This is a genomic window from Bradyrhizobium sp. Bra64, assembly GCF_024519875.1.
Classification (GTDB): domain Bacteria; phylum Pseudomonadota; class Alphaproteobacteria; order Rhizobiales; family Xanthobacteraceae; genus Bradyrhizobium; species Bradyrhizobium japonicum_G.
Window position 1 is genome coordinate 510,305 of the sequence record NZ_JALJRD010000002.1, and the last position, 15,598, is coordinate 525,902.

At 64.5% G+C, this 15,598-nt stretch carries 11 protein-coding genes; 5 read left to right on the forward strand and 6 right to left on the reverse strand.

All coding sequences use genetic code 11. The features are described from left to right. The first annotated feature begins 12 nt into the window (after window positions 1-12). The 3 genes from NR187_RS09945 (at window position 13) to NR187_RS09955 (ending at window position 2,346) form a co-directional block, all read left to right on the forward strand. The gene (locus tag NR187_RS09945; protein WP_256806365.1) at window positions 13-570 is read left to right on the forward strand and encodes a hypothetical protein; all 558 of its coding nucleotides are present in this window, start codon (window positions 13-15) and stop codon (window positions 568-570) included. 39 nt (window positions 571-609) lie between these two features. Continuing rightward, window positions 610-1,521 carry an amidohydrolase family protein gene (locus NR187_RS09950; RefSeq protein WP_211382876.1) on the forward strand — a complete coding sequence of 304 codons (912 nt, stop codon included), beginning with the start codon at window positions 610-612 and terminating at the stop codon, window positions 1,519-1,521. Between the two features lie 201 nt (window positions 1,522-1,722). Then, on the forward strand, window positions 1,723-2,346 hold the full coding sequence (locus NR187_RS09955; protein ID WP_211382875.1) for a LysE family translocator: 624 nt from the start codon (window positions 1,723-1,725) through the stop codon (window positions 2,344-2,346). Between the two features lie 9 nt (window positions 2,347-2,355). Here NR187_RS09955 and NR187_RS09960 read toward each other — a convergent pair whose 3' ends face one another. The 3 genes from NR187_RS09960 to NR187_RS09970 all read right to left on the reverse strand — a co-directional run bounded on the left by NR187_RS09960 (window position 2,356) and on the right by NR187_RS09970 (window position 8,322). Further along, a complete protein-coding gene (locus tag NR187_RS09960; protein WP_211382874.1) occupies window positions 2,356-5,472 on the reverse strand; it encodes an efflux RND transporter permease subunit in 3,117 nt (1,038 codons plus the stop codon). A 37-nt stretch (window positions 5,473-5,509) separates the two neighbouring features. Next, a complete protein-coding gene (locus NR187_RS09965; protein ID WP_211382873.1) occupies window positions 5,510-6,754 on the reverse strand; it encodes an efflux RND transporter periplasmic adaptor subunit in 1,245 nt (414 codons plus the stop codon). Window positions 6,755-6,921: 167 nt separating this feature from the next. Continuing rightward, window positions 6,922-8,322 carry a CoA transferase gene (locus NR187_RS09970; RefSeq protein WP_211382872.1) on the reverse strand — a complete coding sequence of 467 codons (1,401 nt, stop codon included), beginning with the start codon at window positions 8,320-8,322 and terminating at the stop codon, window positions 6,922-6,924. 119 nt (window positions 8,323-8,441) lie between these two features. Here NR187_RS09970 and NR187_RS09975 point away from each other — a divergent pair, with 119 nt between their 5' ends. Both NR187_RS09975 and NR187_RS09980 read left to right on the forward strand, forming a co-directional pair. After that, the gene (locus NR187_RS09975; protein WP_008136644.1) at window positions 8,442-8,729 is read left to right on the forward strand and encodes a hypothetical protein; all 288 of its coding nucleotides are present in this window, start codon (window positions 8,442-8,444) and stop codon (window positions 8,727-8,729) included. Window positions 8,730-8,824: 95 nt separating this feature from the next. Continuing rightward, the gene (locus tag NR187_RS09980; protein WP_211382871.1) at window positions 8,825-9,595 is read left to right on the forward strand and encodes an SDR family NAD(P)-dependent oxidoreductase; all 771 of its coding nucleotides are present in this window, start codon (window positions 8,825-8,827) and stop codon (window positions 9,593-9,595) included. Window positions 9,596-9,732: 137 nt separating this feature from the next. Here the strand turns inward: NR187_RS09980 and NR187_RS09985 are convergent, their stop codons facing one another. Genes NR187_RS09985 through NR187_RS09995 form a run of 3 tightly spaced genes read right to left on the reverse strand, consistent with a single transcriptional unit; the run spans window position 9,733 to window position 15,510 of the window. Then, a complete protein-coding gene (locus NR187_RS09985; RefSeq protein WP_256806366.1) occupies window positions 9,733-13,176 on the reverse strand; it encodes an error-prone DNA polymerase in 3,444 nt (1,147 codons plus the stop codon). Next, complete coding sequence (locus NR187_RS09990) at window positions 13,173-14,825, reverse strand: DNA polymerase Y family protein (RefSeq protein WP_211382869.1); 1,653 nt, start codon at window positions 14,823-14,825, stop codon at window positions 13,173-13,175. Before NR187_RS09990 ends, NR187_RS09985 begins: the two co-directional genes overlap by 4 nt. Next, window positions 14,722-15,510: an ImuA family protein gene (locus NR187_RS09995; protein ID WP_211382868.1), complete on the reverse strand. Its 789-nt coding sequence runs from the start codon at window positions 15,508-15,510 to the stop codon at window positions 14,722-14,724. The genes NR187_RS09990 and NR187_RS09995 overlap by 104 nt, the downstream gene beginning before the upstream one ends. Between the last annotated feature and the right edge of the window lie 88 nt (window positions 15,511-15,598).

Below are 15,598 nucleotides of genomic sequence, written 5' to 3' on the forward strand. Positions count from 1 at the left end.
GGCTTGGTGCCGATGAAGAGCCGCCGAATCCATCTGATGGGAGCTTCAGGCTCCGGCGTGACGACGGCCGGTCGCGCGATCGCCGGCCGGCTTGCGCTGCCGCATCACGACAGCGATGATTATTTCTGGCTGCCGACCGCGCCCCCTTACCAGACGACGCGCCCCGCCGCCGAGCGCCTGCGCCTGATGCGCGAGATGTTTCTGCCGCGTCTCGATTGGGTGCTGAGCGGAACCGTCACCGGCTGGGGCGAGGAGCTCGTTCCGCTTTTCGATCTGGTCGTCTTCGTGAGCACGCCGCGCGAAATCCGGTTGACGCGATTGCGCGCCCGCGAGGCCGCCCATTTCGGCGCTGACGCCGTCGCACCGGGCGGATGGCGCCACGACGAGACTGACTGTTTTGTCGAATGGGCATCGCACTACGAAGCCGGGGATCGCGAAGGCCGCAGTCTTGCAAAGGATGAAGCGTGGCTCGCGAGCCTGCCCTGCCCGATGGTGCGCGTTGACGGCTCACGCCCGCTTGCGGACCTCGTCGAGCAGCTATGCAGCGAAGTGGGGCGGCTGCCGGGCTGATGTGATACCGTGCCGGCCTCCCTTGCCGCCGGAGTAGCCATGTCCAGCAAAGCCCACCCCCGCGCGGCGCAGCCCGCGACGCCGGTCAATTTCGACGTTCCGGCGCATGCCTGCGACTGTCACACCCACATCCATGGCGACGTCGAAAAATTTCCCTTCTTCGCCGGGCGCGTCTACACGCCGGAGCCGGCGAGCCCTGAAGAAATGGCGGCGCTTCACAAGGCGCTGCATGTCGAGCGCGTGGTGATCGTGACGCCGAGCGTCTACGGCACCGACAATTCCTCGTCGCTGTTCGGCATGAAGGCGCGCGGCGCGAACGCGCGCGGGGTGGCCGTGATCGACGACAACACCACGGAGGCGCAGCTCGATGCGATACAGGCGGATGGCTTCCGCGGCATCCGCATCAATCTCGCGACCGGCGGCGTCAGCGATCCCAATGCCGGCCGCGCCCGCTTCACGGCGGCTTCCGAGCGCATGAAGGCGCGCGGCTGGCACGTGCAACTCTATACCACGCTGCCGATGATCTCGGCGATCAAGGAGCTTGTGCTGGCCGCACCGGTGCCCATCGTGTTCGACCATTTCGGCGGCCTTGAGGCTCCGCATGGGCTGGAGCAGCCGGGATTTGCGGACCTGGTCGAACTCGTCAAATCCGGCAAGGCCTATGTGAAGATCTCCGGCGCCTACCGCTCGTCGAAGCTCGCACCCGATTATCAGGACATGGTGCCCTATGCGCGCGCACTGATCGCGGCGAATGCGGACCGCATCGTCTGGGGCACGGACTGGCCGCATCCGGATTCGAGCCGTGTCGAGGGACGCAAGGCAACCGACATCGCGCCGCTCTACCAGATCGACGACGGCCGCCTGCTCAATCAGCTTCCGGTGTGGGCGCCGGATGCTGATGTACGCAAGAAGATCCTGGTCGACAATCCGGCACGTCTCTACGGGTTCTGAGTCGCGACAGGCGCGATTAGGTTCAACGAAGTGCGACGCAATTCCATGCCGAGTCGTGGAACTGTTGTCGCGAAAGCACAACGGTGCCGGACTCACACGAACGTGTTCGTGTTTCCTTTCGCTTTTCACCCTTTCGGTTGAGGCAAGGATTCTCATTCGCCGGTACGCACACGCACAGATTTCATTTATTCGTGCGGATGCATGCCCTTATCGCATTATCTTGCCGCGCTTTTCTCCGGCATTGGAATTGGTTTCACCGTCGCCGCTCCCATCGGACCCATGGGGATGCTCTGCATTCAGCGCACACTGGCATCGGGCATGGCCACTGGCCTCGCAACCGGCTTCGGTGCGGCGACCGTGCATCTCACCTACAGCGTCCTTGCGGTCTTGGGACTCGGCGCGCTTGCGCAGCCCTGGGTCGAGGCCAATGCCGCCGGCTTCGGCATCGTCTCGGCGCTTACGCTGCTGTGGTTCGCGATCCGGACCCATCGCAGCTCCTTCGTGCTTCAGGAAGGCCGGATCGCCAACGTACGCCTGACGCGCGCCTATTTCAGCGCCGTCGCTCTCGGGCTGACCAATCCGCTGACCGTCATCCTGTTCCTGGCGGCGCTGCATGCGTTCTCGACACCATCTGTTGCCCCGCCGCTGGTCGCGGGCGTCTTCGTCGGCTCGGCGATCTGGTGGATGATGCTCAGCACGATGGTCGCAACCGCGCGGTCACGGCTGACGCCGCGGATGCTGTCGTTGAGCAGCCGGTTCGCGAGCCTGATGCTGCTCGGACTCGGCGCCACGATGCTGGTACGGATCGCGCAGCGGATGTTGTGACAGGCGCGTTCAGCGCGCGCGGCGCGAGAAAAAGGAGATCAGCACCGGCAACGTCACCAGAATCACGATCGGGGCCAGCATCATGCCGGTCACCACGACCACCGCGAGCGGCTTCTGCACCTGCGAGCCGATGCCCTCCGACAACGCCGCCGGCAAGAGCCCGATGCCGGCGACGACACAGGTCATCAGCACCGGCCGAAGCTGCAGTTCGCCGGTGCGTATCACCGCGTTCACGCGGTCCATGCCCTCTTCGATCAGCTGGTTGAACTGCGACAGGATGATGATGCCGTCCATCACGGCGATGCCGAACAGCGCGATGAAGCCGATCGCCGCGGAAACGCTGAAAGCGGTGCCGGTGATCAGGAGACCGAGCACGCCGCCGAAGATCGCCATCGGGATCACGCTCATGGCGAGCAGCGTGTCGGTCATCGATCCGAAATTGAACCAGAGCAGGACGCCGATCAGCGCGAGCGAGATCGGCACCACGATCGACAGCCGCCGGATCGCGTCCTGGAGATTGCCGAATTCGCCGACCCAGTCCATGTGCGCGCCGGGCGGCAGTTGCACCTGATCGGCGATCTTCTCCTGCGCCTCGCGGATCGCGCTGCCGAGATCGCGCTCACGCACCGAGAACTTGATCGGCAGATAGCGTTCCTGCTGCTCGCGATAGATGTAGGCCGCACCCGAGACCAGGCTGATGGAGGCGACCTCGCTGAGAGGGATCTGCGTGACGGTGCCGTTGGGTCCGGGCGCGCCGATCCGCAGATTCTGGATCGCCTCGGCACTCCTGCGGAATTCCGGCGCGAGGCGAACGATGATCGGGAAGTGGCGGTCGCTTCCCGCCTCGTAGATGTCGCCGGCGGTGTCGCCGCCAATCGCCACCTTGATGGTGGCGTTGATGTCGCCCGGCGCGAGGCCATAGCGGGCGGCCTTGGCACGGTCGATGTCGATCTGGATGGTCGGCTGCCCGAGCGAGGTGAACACCGCAAGATCGGTGACCCCCTGCACGGTGGCCAGCACCGACTTGATCTTGTTGGCAGTGTCGGTCAGCGCCTGGAGATCGCTGCCGAACAGCTTGATCGAGTTCTCGCCCTTCACGCCGGAGACGGCTTCGGAGACGTTGTCCTGGAGATATTGCGAGAAGTTGAACTCGACGCCGGGGAAACGATCGTCGAGCTGCTTGAGCAGCTGCGCGGTCAGCTCCTCCTTGTCGCGGGTGCCGGGCCATTGGCTGACGGGCTTGAGCGGCGCGAAGAACTCGGCGTTGAAGAAGCCGGCGGCGTCGGTACCGTCATCGGGTCGGCCGTGCTGCGACACCACGGATTCAACTTCGGGCCGCGCGCGAATCACCTTGCGCATCTCGTTGACGTAGGAATTGCCTTCCTGGAGCGAGATGGTCGGCGGCAGCGTGGCACGTATCCAGAGATTGCCTTCCTCCAGCTTCGGCAGGAATTCGAGGCCGAGCAGCCGGCTGAGCGCAACCGTCATCAGCACGAGGCCGACCGCGCCGCCGAGCACGATGCCGCGGTTGGCAACGGCCCAATTCAGCAGCGGCATGTAGAGCCGGTGCAGGATCAGCATCACCCTGGTCTCGGTCTCCTCGACATGCGCCGGCAGGATGATCGCGGACAGCGCCGGGGTGACGGTGAAGGTCGCTAGCAGCCCGCCGGCGAGCGCGTAGGCATAGGTCCGCGCCATCGGTCCGAAGATGTTGCCCTCGACGCCGGAGAGCGTGAACAGCGGCAGGAAGGCCGCGATGATGATCGCCGCGGCGAAGAAGATCGAGCGCGAGACGTCGGCTGCCGCGCTGAGGATGGCATGGCTCTTCATGCCGAACAGCGTCTCGGACGACATCTGCTCGGATTCCGACATCGGCGTGGTCTGCGTCAGGCGCCGGAAGATCGCCTCCACCATGATGACGGTGGCGTCCACGATCAGGCCGAAATCGATGGCGCCGACCGACAGCAGGTTCGCCGATTCCCCGCGCAGCACCAGGATGATCACCGCGAAGAACAGCGCGAACGGAATCGTCGCGCCGACGATCAGCGCGCTGCGGAGGTCACCGAGGAAAATCCACTGCAACAGCACGATCAAGAGAATGCCCACCACCATGTTGTGCAACACGGTGTGGGTGGTGAGCTCAATCAGGTCTCCGCGGTCGTAGATGCGCTCGATGCGCACGCCGGGCGGCAGGATGCTGGAATTGTTGATGGTCTGAACGAGTTGGTGGACGCGCTTGATGGTCGGCGAGCTCTTCTCGCCACGGCGCATCAGGACGATGCCCTGCACCATGTCGTCGGACTCGTCGAGGCCGGCGATGCCGAGTCGCGGCTTCTGGCCGACGGTGACGGTGGCGACGTCCTTGACCAGCACCGGATTGCCGTTGGTCTGCGAGACCATGGTGTTGGCGAGGTCGTCGATCGAACGTATCAGGCCGACGCCGCGCACCACGGCCGATTGCTGGCCTATATTGACGGTGTTGCCGCCGACATTGACGTTCGCATTGCCGACCGCCTGGAGCAATTGCGGCAACGTCAGGCCGTTGGCGACCAGCTTGTTGTTGTCGACCTGGAGTTCGTAGGTCTTGCTCTTGCCGCCCCATCCGGTGACGTCGATCACGCCCGGCACCGCGCGGAAGCGACGCTGGAGGATCCAGTCCTGGATGGTCTTGAGGTCGAGCACGCTGTAGTTCGGCGGGCCGACGAGGCGATAGCGGAAGATTTCGCCGATCGGGCTGAGCGGCGAAATCTGCGGCTGCACGTTGCCGGGCAGCGGCGCGAGCTGCGCCAGACGGTTCAAGACCTGCTGCAATGCCTCGTCATAGGTATAGGCGAAGGAGAATTGCAGTTTGACGTCGGAGAGGCCGTAGAGGGAGATGGTGCGAATTGTCGTCAGGTTCTTCAGACCTGCAACCTGGGTCTCGATCGGAATCGTGATGTAGCGCTCGATCTCTTCCGCCGACAGGCCCGGACTCTGCGTCACGATGTCGACCATCGGCGGGGTCGGATCCGGGTAGGCCTCGATGTTGAGCTGGTTGAAAGCGATCAGGCCGCCGATCAGCACGACGACGAACATGCCAACCATCAGGAAGCGCCGGTTGACGGCAAGGGCGACGAGACGATCCATGCGGGGCTTCAGCTTGTCTTGTTTCTTGGGTCGTCGATCAGCTGCCGGACGCCGCGCGGTCGATGAACAGGCTGCCTTTGGTGACGATCTGCTCGCCGGGCTTCAGATTGCTGGTGACCTCGACGAGGTTGCCGTTGATGAGGCCGATCTTGATCTCGCGCAGTTCGACCGACTTGTCCTCGCGCGCAACCCAGAGTCGGACCTTGTCGGCTTCATAGATCAACGCCTGCTTCGGCACGGCCGGCGCGGCGCGGTCGCCAGCCGAATAGATCGTGACGTTGGCAAACATCTCGGGCTTGAGCAGGCCGTCCTTGTTGTCGATGGTGGCGCGCACCAGGAGGCGGCGAGTGGCGGGATCGATCGCCGTGGCCACGTAGTTGATTTTAGCCGTCAGCGGGCGGCCCGGAAGCGCCATCACGTTGACGGTGATGTCCTGTCCGAGACAGACCGCGGCCGCATCGCTCTCGCGCACGAAGGCGGTGAGCCAGACGGTGGAGAGATCGCCGATCACGAAGACCGGATCGCTGGCGCCGGAGTTGACGTACTGGCCCGGGCCGATCTTGCGCTGCACGACCGTACCCGCGATCGGCGAATAGATCGTGACTTCCGGATTGATGGCGCCCTTGTCCTGGAAGGCCTTGATGGTCTCGTCGGTGAAACCGAGGATGCGCAGCTTGTTGCGCGCGGCTTCCAGCGACGTCGCCGAGGAGCGCATGTCGTTCTGCGCCTGAACCTGGGTCGCTTCCGCCTGCTGGTAGTCCTTCAGCGGAATGGCGTGGCCCTCATAGAGGTCCTTGGCGCGTTTGAACTGGATGTCGGCAAGATCGATCGCGGACTTCGCCTTGTTCTGCGAGGTCATCGCCGCGATGAAATCGTTCTGGGCCTGCACGGTGTCGGCGGCCTCGATCGTGAACAGCGGTTGACCTTGCTTCAGCGTCTCGCCCGGCTTGGCGAGCAGCCTGGTCACCCGGCCTGCATAGGGCGAGAACACCGGCGTCGAGCGGTCCTCATCGACCGCGACCTTGCCTTCGGTGACATATTCGGCCCGGAAGGTCTTGGCCTTGACCGGCTCGATCGTCAGCGTCGCCCATTCCGACGGCGTCGGCGTGAAGTTCTGCGCACTCCTGCGCGACTGGCTGGATATCTCGGAGTGGCTCTTGTCCTTGGCTCCCGCATAGAGGAAGCCGTAGGCCCCGGCACCCGCAAGCGCTAGTAAAACTACGGACGTGATCACCCGCTGTTTTGTAAGCACCTGCAATCGTTTGGTATTTTCAACTACCATGGGGCCCGGTCTAATCTGCGATGATACCGGCGGCTGCCTGCCTCATCGGTCGCGCTAATAGTGCCGAATTGCGATTTCAAACAACCTAAAAAACGCCGGGCGCCTTTCGGTTTGCGTTAAAATTTTGCGACACGTCAGCTTCATGTCAGCTTCGCGTTAGCTTCACGTCAGCTTCTCGCCGGCCACTGCGCCGGATGACTGCCGAGCGGCATTGCCGGACGACTCCATTGCGCCGGCGTCTTCGACAGCAGCGCTGAATGGCGCACTGCCTTCAACGTGCCGAAGCCAGATGGCATGCTCTCGATGAATGCAGCATGTACAGCCTCACCCGTAATATCCGGGGTGTTCAGGCCACCTTCGAGTCGTCCGAGATTCCACAGCCAGCGTCCGGTCTGCGCCAGCGACACGCGAACGTGCCAGCTGCCGCCTTCGCGGGCCTGGCGCGCCTTGGCCATCATCGCGCCGAACGCCATCAGATAACCGGTGGCATGGTCGAGCATCTGCGCCGGCAATTCCTTCGGCCCGTCGATCCCGGCGGCCTGCCCTTCGGCACGGTTGAAGCCGGTCGTGGTCTGCACCAGCGAGTCGAAGCCGCGCCGCTCCGCCCAGGGGCCGGCATGGCCATAGGCCGACAGCGTCACATAGACGATGCCGGGATTGATCTTCGCTGCGTCCTCCGGCGCGAAGCCGAGAGCGGCCAGCGCGCGCGGGCGATAGCCTTGCGATAAGATGTCGGCGTCCTTCAACAACTCGCGCATCTGCGCCCGGCCGGCCTCACTCTTCAACGCGATGAAGGTGGTGAGCTTGCCGCGGCCGGTGTCAATGGTGAGCCAGGGTATAGCGGGCAGCTCCGGCCCTGAAATCAGCAGCACATCGGCGCCGTGCGCGGCGAGCGTGCGGCCGGCGACCGGCCCTGCGATGACGCGGGAGAGATCGAGCACGCGCAGGCCTGAGAGCGGACGATCGCCTTTGGACCACCGCTTTGGCGCAGCCTCGCCGATCTTCTCGATCGAGATGAGCGGCAATTCGGCGAGCACGCGGGCCTGCGGCAGCTCGGACCATTCGTCGTAGGACCGCATCAGGGCGACGACTCCGCCCGCGGCATAGGCCGCAGTCTCGAAATCCTCACCCTTCCATTGCATCAGCGCAGCCTGCACTTTCTCGCGCTCGGGCTCGCAACCGAGCACGTTGCAGACGGCGTCGCGGTGATGCGGGAAATTGGTATGACAGCGGACGAAGCGGTTGTCGCCGGTCCTGTAGACGCCGGCGATGGCGTCCCAGGCCGGCGGCGGCGGCTTGTCGTCGACACGCAAATAGCGCTCGGAGCGGCATTCGACGACGGCGTGGCGCATGTCGACCGAGACATCCTGCGCCTCGCCGCTGCGCAGCCTCCAGATCTCGGCGGCAGCGAGGCCCGAGGCGGCGATCGTGGTTTGTCCGGCGACGGCGACGCGAAACGAGGACGGGATTTGCGGCTCTTCGCCCGTCAGCTTCACGCGTTCGAGCGCGGCCGCATCGCCGCCAGCGGAGGTCCAGATGTCGCTGAGAATGCCGGCGGGGCTTTGCATGACCGCTTCTCTCTCTTTCAGGTTATTGTTTGAGCATGATCTTCCGGAAAACCGCTGCGCGCTTTCGGGATCATGCTGTAGTTTTTTCGAGACCTTCCATCAGCACACAAAGGAATGCAATGGCCGCCATCGATCCCCTCACCGCAGGCGCCGTGTTCATCGCAACGGCGGCCACCGACGCGGTCTATGTCATGTTCACCTCGGCCGTGATCGCGCGCAAGCGGGTGCCGGCGGCGAACTGGAGCGCGGTCTGGTACCTGCTCTCTTCCTACGCGGTGATCAGCTACACCGAAAACGCGTTCTATGTCGCTTTCGCGGCGATCGGCTCCTGGGCCGGCGCCTACGCCTCGCTGACCTTCCTGCACCGCCCGCCCGGCGGCCCGCCGGTGGGCGCGGCGCCGGAGTGAGGTGGGCCGCTTTCGCGGGGTATGACACCGAGAATGAATTCGACATCCTCGCTCAAACAACTAAGTTCCGCACGATCAACAAGGAAAACCAAACAATGGATCTCGGTCTCAAAGGCAAGAACGCCGTCGTACTCGGCGGCACGCGCGGCATCGGGCGGGCGATTGCGGCAACGCTGGCCGGTGAAGGCGCCAATGTCGCGGTGTGTGCGCGCAACGCCGACCAGGTCGCGGCTACCGTCGCTGAACTGAAGTCCAGCGGCATCCGCGCGACCGGCGGCCCGGTCGATGTCACCGACGGCGCGGCGCTGAAATCCTGGATCGAGGGCGCTGCACGCGAACTCGGCGGCATCGACATGCTGTTCTCCAACGCGGGCGCGATGGCACAAGGCCATGATGCCGCATCGTGGGAACAGAATTTTCGGCTCGACGTGCTCGGCGCCGTGCACGCGTTCGACGCCGCGCGGCCGTTCCTCGAGGCCGGCGGCGAGACGAGCGGCGATGCCGCCTTCGTCATCATTTCATCGATTTCGGCGGCGCAGGCCGATCTCGCCAGCTCCTACGGCCCGATCAAGGCGGCCCTGATCCACATGGCCAAGGGGCTGGCGCGGCAATATGCCAAGAAGAAGATCCGCGTCAACGTGGTGTCGCCCGGCACGGTCTATTTCAAGGGCGGCGTCTGGAACATGATCGAGCAGAACATGCCCGAGCGTTACAATGATGCGATGAAGCGCAATCCGACAGGCCGCATGGCGACGCCTCAGGAGATCGCGAGCGCAGCGGTGTTTCTGGCAAGCCCGGTGTCGGGGTTCACGACGGGATCGAATCTCGTCGTGGATGGGGCGATCTCGAACCGGGTGAATTTTTAGGGAAGCGGAGCATCATCACCGAAGAACTTGTAGGGTGGCGAAGCGTGCCCACCGCTTTCGCGAAAGAACCTAGAACGTGGGCACGGCGCTTACGCGCCTTTGCCCACCCTACGGCAGCTTCGTTAGAGGGAAGCACCTCAATGAAAATCGCGCGACGGCGGCAGGATGCGGACGTTGCGGGGGTGGCGGATCTTTTGCGCGGGGGTATCCGCGTGGTCGCGGCGGTCGTCGTTGAGCGGCTCGACCACGGTAGCGCCTGCCGGCACTGGATGCTTGCGGCTGAGTGCATCGTTGGCGAGGCTGACCAGATCGTGCGAGCGGTCGACCATGCGCTGCGCGATCAGATGCGTCACCTTTTCGGGGCTGCTCTGGATATAGCCCTCGACCAGGATGAGGCGCGCGCCCATCACCTCCTTGCGGTACTGCTCCATGATCTTGGGCCACACCACGACATTGGCGATGCCGGTTTCGTCCTCCAGCGTCATGAACACGACGCCGCTGGCGCTGCCCGGCCGCTGCCGCACCAGCACGACGCCGGCGCAGCGGACGCGTCGCCGCTCGTTCTCGTGGCTGATCTCCTTGCAGGCCACCACCCGCTCGCGCGAAAGCATCCCGCGCAAAAATTCCATCGGATGGCCCTTCAGCGATAGCCGGATGGTCTGGTAGTCCGCGACCACCTGCTCGGCCCGCGGCATCACCGGCAAGGGTTTGGCGTGCTCGTCCGGCTGCTCGCGCGCGGTGGCGGCCTCGAACAGCGGCAGCGGTACGTCGTCGGGCAACCGCCGCACCTGCCACAGCGCCTCGCGGCGATCGAGCCCGAGCGAGCGGAAGGCATCGGCATCGGCGAGCAGAATCAGCGCACGCTTGGGCAGGCCGGTGTCGCGGGCGAAGTCTTCCAGCGAGGTGAACGGCCGGCGATTGCGGGCGGCGACGATGCGGGCGGCCCAGTCTTCCTTCACCTCCCCCGGGAGAGGGAGCACAATCCCGTCATGGCTCGCGCTTCCGCCTTCGCTCTCCGAGCTTCGGCGGACAAGTTGCGCACTCCGGAATGACGGTTGAGAGCGTTTCAGCCTCTCCTCATCCTCATCGAGCCAGTGAAACCCGTCGATCTGGCGGAAACCGAGGCGCACGGCGCAATATTTGCCGCGTCCCTCCTCCAGCGTGTTCTGCGCGAAACTGTAGGACACGTCGATGTCGCGCACCTCGACGCCGTTCTTGCGCGCATCGCCGACGATCTGCGCCGGGGCGTAGAAGCCCATCGGCTGCGAGTTCAGCAGGCCGCAGCAGAAGGCGTCGGGATGATGATGCTTCAGCCACGAGGAGATGTAGACGAGCTGTGCGAAGCTCGCGGCATGGCTCTCGGGAAAACCGTAGGAGCCGAAACCCTTGATCTGGTCGAAACAGCTTCTGGCGAAGTTGGGATCGTAACCGCGCGCGACCATGTTGCCGATCAGCTTCTCTTCGTATTGGCCGATGGTGCCGACATTGCGGAATGTCGCCATCGAGCGACGCAGGCCGTTGGCTTCCTCGGAGGTGAATTTTGCCGCCTCGATCGCGATACGCATCGCCTGCTCCTGGAACAGAGGCACGCCCTTGGTCTTGTGTAGCACCTTGTAGAGCTCGTCCGCTGGACCATGCTCGGGCGATGGCGAGGGATAACGAACCTCCTCCTGACCGTTCCGCCGCCGCAAGTACGGATGCACCATGTCGCCCTGGATCGGACCGGGACGCACGATCGCGACTTCGATGACGAGATCGTAGAAGGTCCGCGGCTTCAGCCGCGGCAGCATGTTCATCTGTGCGCGGCTTTCGACCTGGAACACGCCGAGCGATTCCCCGAGGCACAGCATGTCGTAGACTTTTGGATCGTCCTGCGGGACGCTCGCCAGCACCCAGCGCTCACCCTTGTGCCGGTCGATCAGATCAAAGCATTTCCTGATGCAGGTCAGCATTCCGAGCGCCAGCACGTCGACCTTCATCATGCTGAGCGCGTCGACGTCGTCCTTGTCCCATTCGATGAAGGTACGCTCGTCCATCGCGGCGTTGCCGATCGGCACATAGGTGTCGAGCCGGTCTTGCGTGAGCACATAGCCGCCGACATGCTGGGACAGATGACGCGGGAATTCGATCAGTTCGGTCGCAAGCTCGACTGCGAGGTTGATCATCGGATTTTTCGGATCGAGCCCGGCCTGCCTGACCTGCATGTCGTTGAGGCCCTTGCCCCAGCTTCCCCACACGGTGTCGGCGAGTGCGGCGGTGACGTCCTCGGTCAAGCCCAGCGCCTTGCCGACGTCGCGGATGGCGCTGCGCGGGCGATAATGAATGACGGTCGCGATGATCGCGGCGCGGTGGCGGCCGTAGCGGCGATAGACATATTGCATCACCTCCTCGCGCCGTGAATGCTCGAAATCGACGTCGATGTCCGGCGGCTCCAGCCGCTCCTTGGAGATGAAGCGCTCGAACAGCAGATCGACCTTGGTCGGATCGACCGAGGTGATGCCGAGCACGTAGCACACGGCCGAGTTCGCCGCCGATCCCCGCCCCTGGCACAAAATATTCTGGCTGCGCGCATAGTGCACGATGTCGTGCACGGTGAGGAAATAATGCGCGTATTTCAGCTCGGCGATCAGCGCGAGCTCTTTCTTCAGCGTCGCGCGAAGCTTCTCATCGATCTTTCCGGCGAAATATGTCTGCACGCCCGCCCAGGTCAAATCCTCCAGATGCCCTTGCGCGGTCTTGCCCGGCGGCACCGGCTCGTCCGGATACTGGTACTTGAGCTGGTCGAGTGTGAACTCGATCCTGTCCGCAAAGCGCATGGTCTCCGCGACCGCTTCGGGGAAGTCGCGGAACAGCCGGGACATCTCCCTGGGCGTCTTCAGAAAGCGCTCGGCATTGGCCTCAAGCTTGCGTCCGACCGCCCCGATCGTGGTCTTTTCCCGGATGCAGGTCAGCACGTCCTGAAGCGGACGGCGGCCGGGATCGTGATAAAGCACCTCGTTGGTCGCGAGCAGCGGCACTTTTGCTTTTGCGGCGAGATCATCGAGCCGCACCAGGCGGCGCCGGTCGTCGCCGCGGTAGATCAGGCTCACCGCCAGCCACACGCCCCCGGCGCGACTTGTCTTCAGCTTGGCGAGAATGTCCTGCGCCTGCGCCGCATCGAAACGGTGCGGCAGCGTCAGGATCAGGAGCTGGCCTTCCGAGAACTCGAGAAGGTCAGCAAACCTGAGATGGCATTCGCCCTTTTCGATCCGCGTGATGTCATCGCCGCGCTTGCCTCTGGTGAGAAGCTGGCACAGCCGGCCATAGGCGGCGCGGTCGCGCGGATAGACAAAAATGTCGGGCGTGCCGTCGATGAAGACGATGCGCGTGCCGATCAGCAGCTTGGGCTTGTGTCGCACCTTGTCATTGTCGAGCTCCTTGTAGGCCCGCACCACGCCGGCCAGCGTGTTGTGATCGGCGATGCCGATCACGGGAATGCCGAGCTTGCTTGCCTGATGCACATAGGCGCGCGGATCCGAGCCGCCGCGCAGGAAGGAGAAATTGGTGGTGATGCCGATCTCGGCATAAGCGGGCGCATTCATGCGAAGAGACCGTGCACATACCAGCCGGGAGGAACAGGCTTGCCGTCGTCGTCAAAACACTCCCCCTCGTAGAGACCATCGCGAAAGATCCAGAAGCGCAGGCCCTCGGCATCCTCGATGCGGAAATAATCCCGCGTCAGCTGCCTGCCGTCCTGCCGCCACCATTCCATCGCGATGCGCTCGGGCCCTTCCACCCGTACCACGGCATGCTGCACGCGCCGCCAGGTGAATTGATGCGGCGGCCCGTCGGGCACGGTCGCGAACGGCACCGCGACCGGTTCGGGCCTGTCGAACAACCGCAAGGGACGCAATGGCGGCTCACTCTCGGTGCGCGCGGGCCATTCGGCCTGCATGGCGGCAGCGAGATGATGCTGCGCCGGCGCGGCCAGCACCGCACATTCGGGAATATGGGTGTCCTGCGGCAGATGCACGACGACGCGCTTTCCGCCGATGCGCGCGGCAATGCGGTCGATCAATGCGGAGAGCTCGTCATTGTCGTGGACGTGGGCGTCGAGATCGCGCTGCTCCTGCACCACGATCTCGGTCCGGCTCGCCGACAGCCGCACCATGTCGAAGCCGAAGCCGGGATCCAGGGGATCGGCGAGCGCATCGAGGCGCTCGCGGAACAGACGATCGATGACTTTGCCTTGCGTCACCGGCCTCCCGGTCTCGACCATGATCGCACGCACCGCGCCGTCGGTGCGGAAGAAGGCGGCTTCCAGCCGGCGCGCGCCCTTGCCCTGCTTCTCCATCGACGCGATCAGCGTGTCGGCGAGCCGCGACAGCGTCATCGCGATCATGGTGTCGGTTGCGATCGGCTCGGCGAAGCGTTTTTCCACGATGTAGTCGGGCAGCGGTTTTCGCGGGTTGATCGGCGCATCGCCCTGCCCTAGCGCATGCGCGAGCAGCGTGGAGAACCGTGCGCCGAACCGCGCCGTGATTTCATGTGGTTCGCGGGAAGCGACATCGCCGATGGTCTTCAGGCCGGCGCGGCGCAAGCCCGTGGTGATGGCCTCGCCCGCGCCGAGCGCCGACACCGGAAACCGGCTGATCGCCGCCGCCTCCCCGCCATCGGCAACGATGGTGCCCGTGGTCTGGCGCGTCAGCGTACGCGCGCAGACCGAGGTGCCTGCAATTGCCGCACTGACGGCAAAGCCTTGTCGGCCGAGCGCGCGGACCAGCGTCTGCAGCAGTGCCGCTTCTCCGCCGAACAGATGCGCGCAGCCGGTAATGTCCAGAAACAGCCCATGCGGCGGATCGAGCGCCACCAGCGGCGTGAAGCGGTCGCACCAGTCGGCGATGTCGCTGAGCGTCTTCGCATCGGCCACGGTATCAGCGTCGAACACCCGCAGGTCCGGGCACATCGCCCGGGCATTGGCCAGGGGCTGGCCGATATGCAGGCCGAGGCGCTCGGCGGCCTCGTCCAGCGCATGGATCACCAGCGCATTGTTGTCCTTGATGACGACGATGCTGGGATCGTCTTTTTGTTTCGACGCGTTTCCTTCACGCAAACCGGTACCCACTTCGCTTGAAAACGCTTTGTCATTACCCAGTCCGACGTCGTTGAAGAACCGCTGGATCCGGTCGATGGGCAGGCGCGGCAGCCACAGGCTGAGGATACGTCGACGGTTCAGAGAACTGGCACTCATCACATTTCCATTCCATGATCCACCGGCCGCATGGGCCGTGACGATTGCGCAAGAGTTCAACATCGAAACGCGGCGCGCCCCAGGCGCTCCACGCGACCCCCGGCGGCGAATGCGCCGCCCGCAGCATCCATCGGGTCTCGGCGGTCGACGGCAGCGGTTGCGCGGCCATCCGCAGCAGCAGGCCGGTGACACCGGAGCCTTGCGCAGCCAGTGTCAGCTTGCGGCTCGCCACGAGATCGAACTGTCTCGTCTCACCCCAAAGCTCGAGCACGACGGCGCCCAGCGCATCGCAGGCGAGCGCATCGGCCGACGTGCGTAGCGCGCTCTCGACATCGGCGGCGCGCACCATCACCACGCGGCGCGGATCGAGGCCGAGCTCGGCGAGCCCGCTCATCGACAGCGCGCCGGTTTCAATTTCCGAAAAATCCTGCCGCACCCACAGCAGCGGTTTGCGCGCGGTCACGCGCCCCGCAAGCCCGCTGACAAAACCCGTCGCGGCCGTCCCCTGGCGCCCCTCGCAAAACACCTCGTGGATCACCGCGCGCGCGAGCCCGCCTTTCAGCGCGCTGTCGACCTCGCCATGGCCGAGCGCGACGCGATCGCGCTGATGGACGACCTCCGCGGTCTCGATGCGCTCGATCTGGCCGCGCAAGGTCGCAAGCGCGCTGATGCGTGCGCCGCTCATGGTCGCCGCTCCTTCAGGGGTGATTGCCGGTGGCTCTCAAAAATAAGAACCCGCGGCTGGCTCAATTGTTCATGATATGTTCTAATAT

What these genes read in the sequence shown, in the direction of transcription:
- NR187_RS09975 (WP_008136644.1), top strand. Translation starts at nt 8,442, where the DNA reads ATGGCCGCCATCGATCCCCTCACCGCAGGCGCCGTGTTCATCGCAACG.
- NR187_RS09995 (WP_211382868.1), bottom strand. Translation starts at nt 15,510, where the DNA reads ATGAGCGGCGCACGCATCAGCGCGCTTGCGACCTTGCGCGGCCAGATC.
- NR187_RS09980 (WP_211382871.1), top strand. Translation starts at nt 8,825, where the DNA reads ATGGATCTCGGTCTCAAAGGCAAGAACGCCGTCGTACTCGGCGGCACG.
- NR187_RS09985 (WP_256806366.1), bottom strand. Translation starts at nt 13,176, where the DNA reads ATGAATGCGCCCGCTTATGCCGAGATCGGCATCACCACCAATTTCTCC.
- NR187_RS09970 (WP_211382872.1), bottom strand. Translation starts at nt 8,322, where the DNA reads ATGCAAAGCCCCGCCGGCATTCTCAGCGACATCTGGACCTCCGCTGGC.
- NR187_RS09990 (WP_211382869.1), bottom strand. Translation starts at nt 14,825, where the DNA reads ATGAGTGCCAGTTCTCTGAACCGTCGACGTATCCTCAGCCTGTGGCTG.
- NR187_RS09960 (WP_211382874.1), bottom strand. Translation starts at nt 5,472, where the DNA reads ATGGATCGTCTCGTCGCCCTTGCCGTCAACCGGCGCTTCCTGATGGTT.
- NR187_RS09950 (WP_211382876.1), top strand. Translation starts at nt 610, where the DNA reads ATGTCCAGCAAAGCCCACCCCCGCGCGGCGCAGCCCGCGACGCCGGTC.
- NR187_RS09945 (WP_256806365.1), top strand. Translation starts at nt 13, where the DNA reads ATGAAGAGCCGCCGAATCCATCTGATGGGAGCTTCAGGCTCCGGCGTG.
- NR187_RS09965 (WP_211382873.1), bottom strand. Translation starts at nt 6,754, where the DNA reads ATGGTAGTTGAAAATACCAAACGATTGCAGGTGCTTACAAAACAGCGG.
- NR187_RS09955 (WP_211382875.1), top strand. Translation starts at nt 1,723, where the DNA reads ATGCCCTTATCGCATTATCTTGCCGCGCTTTTCTCCGGCATTGGAATT.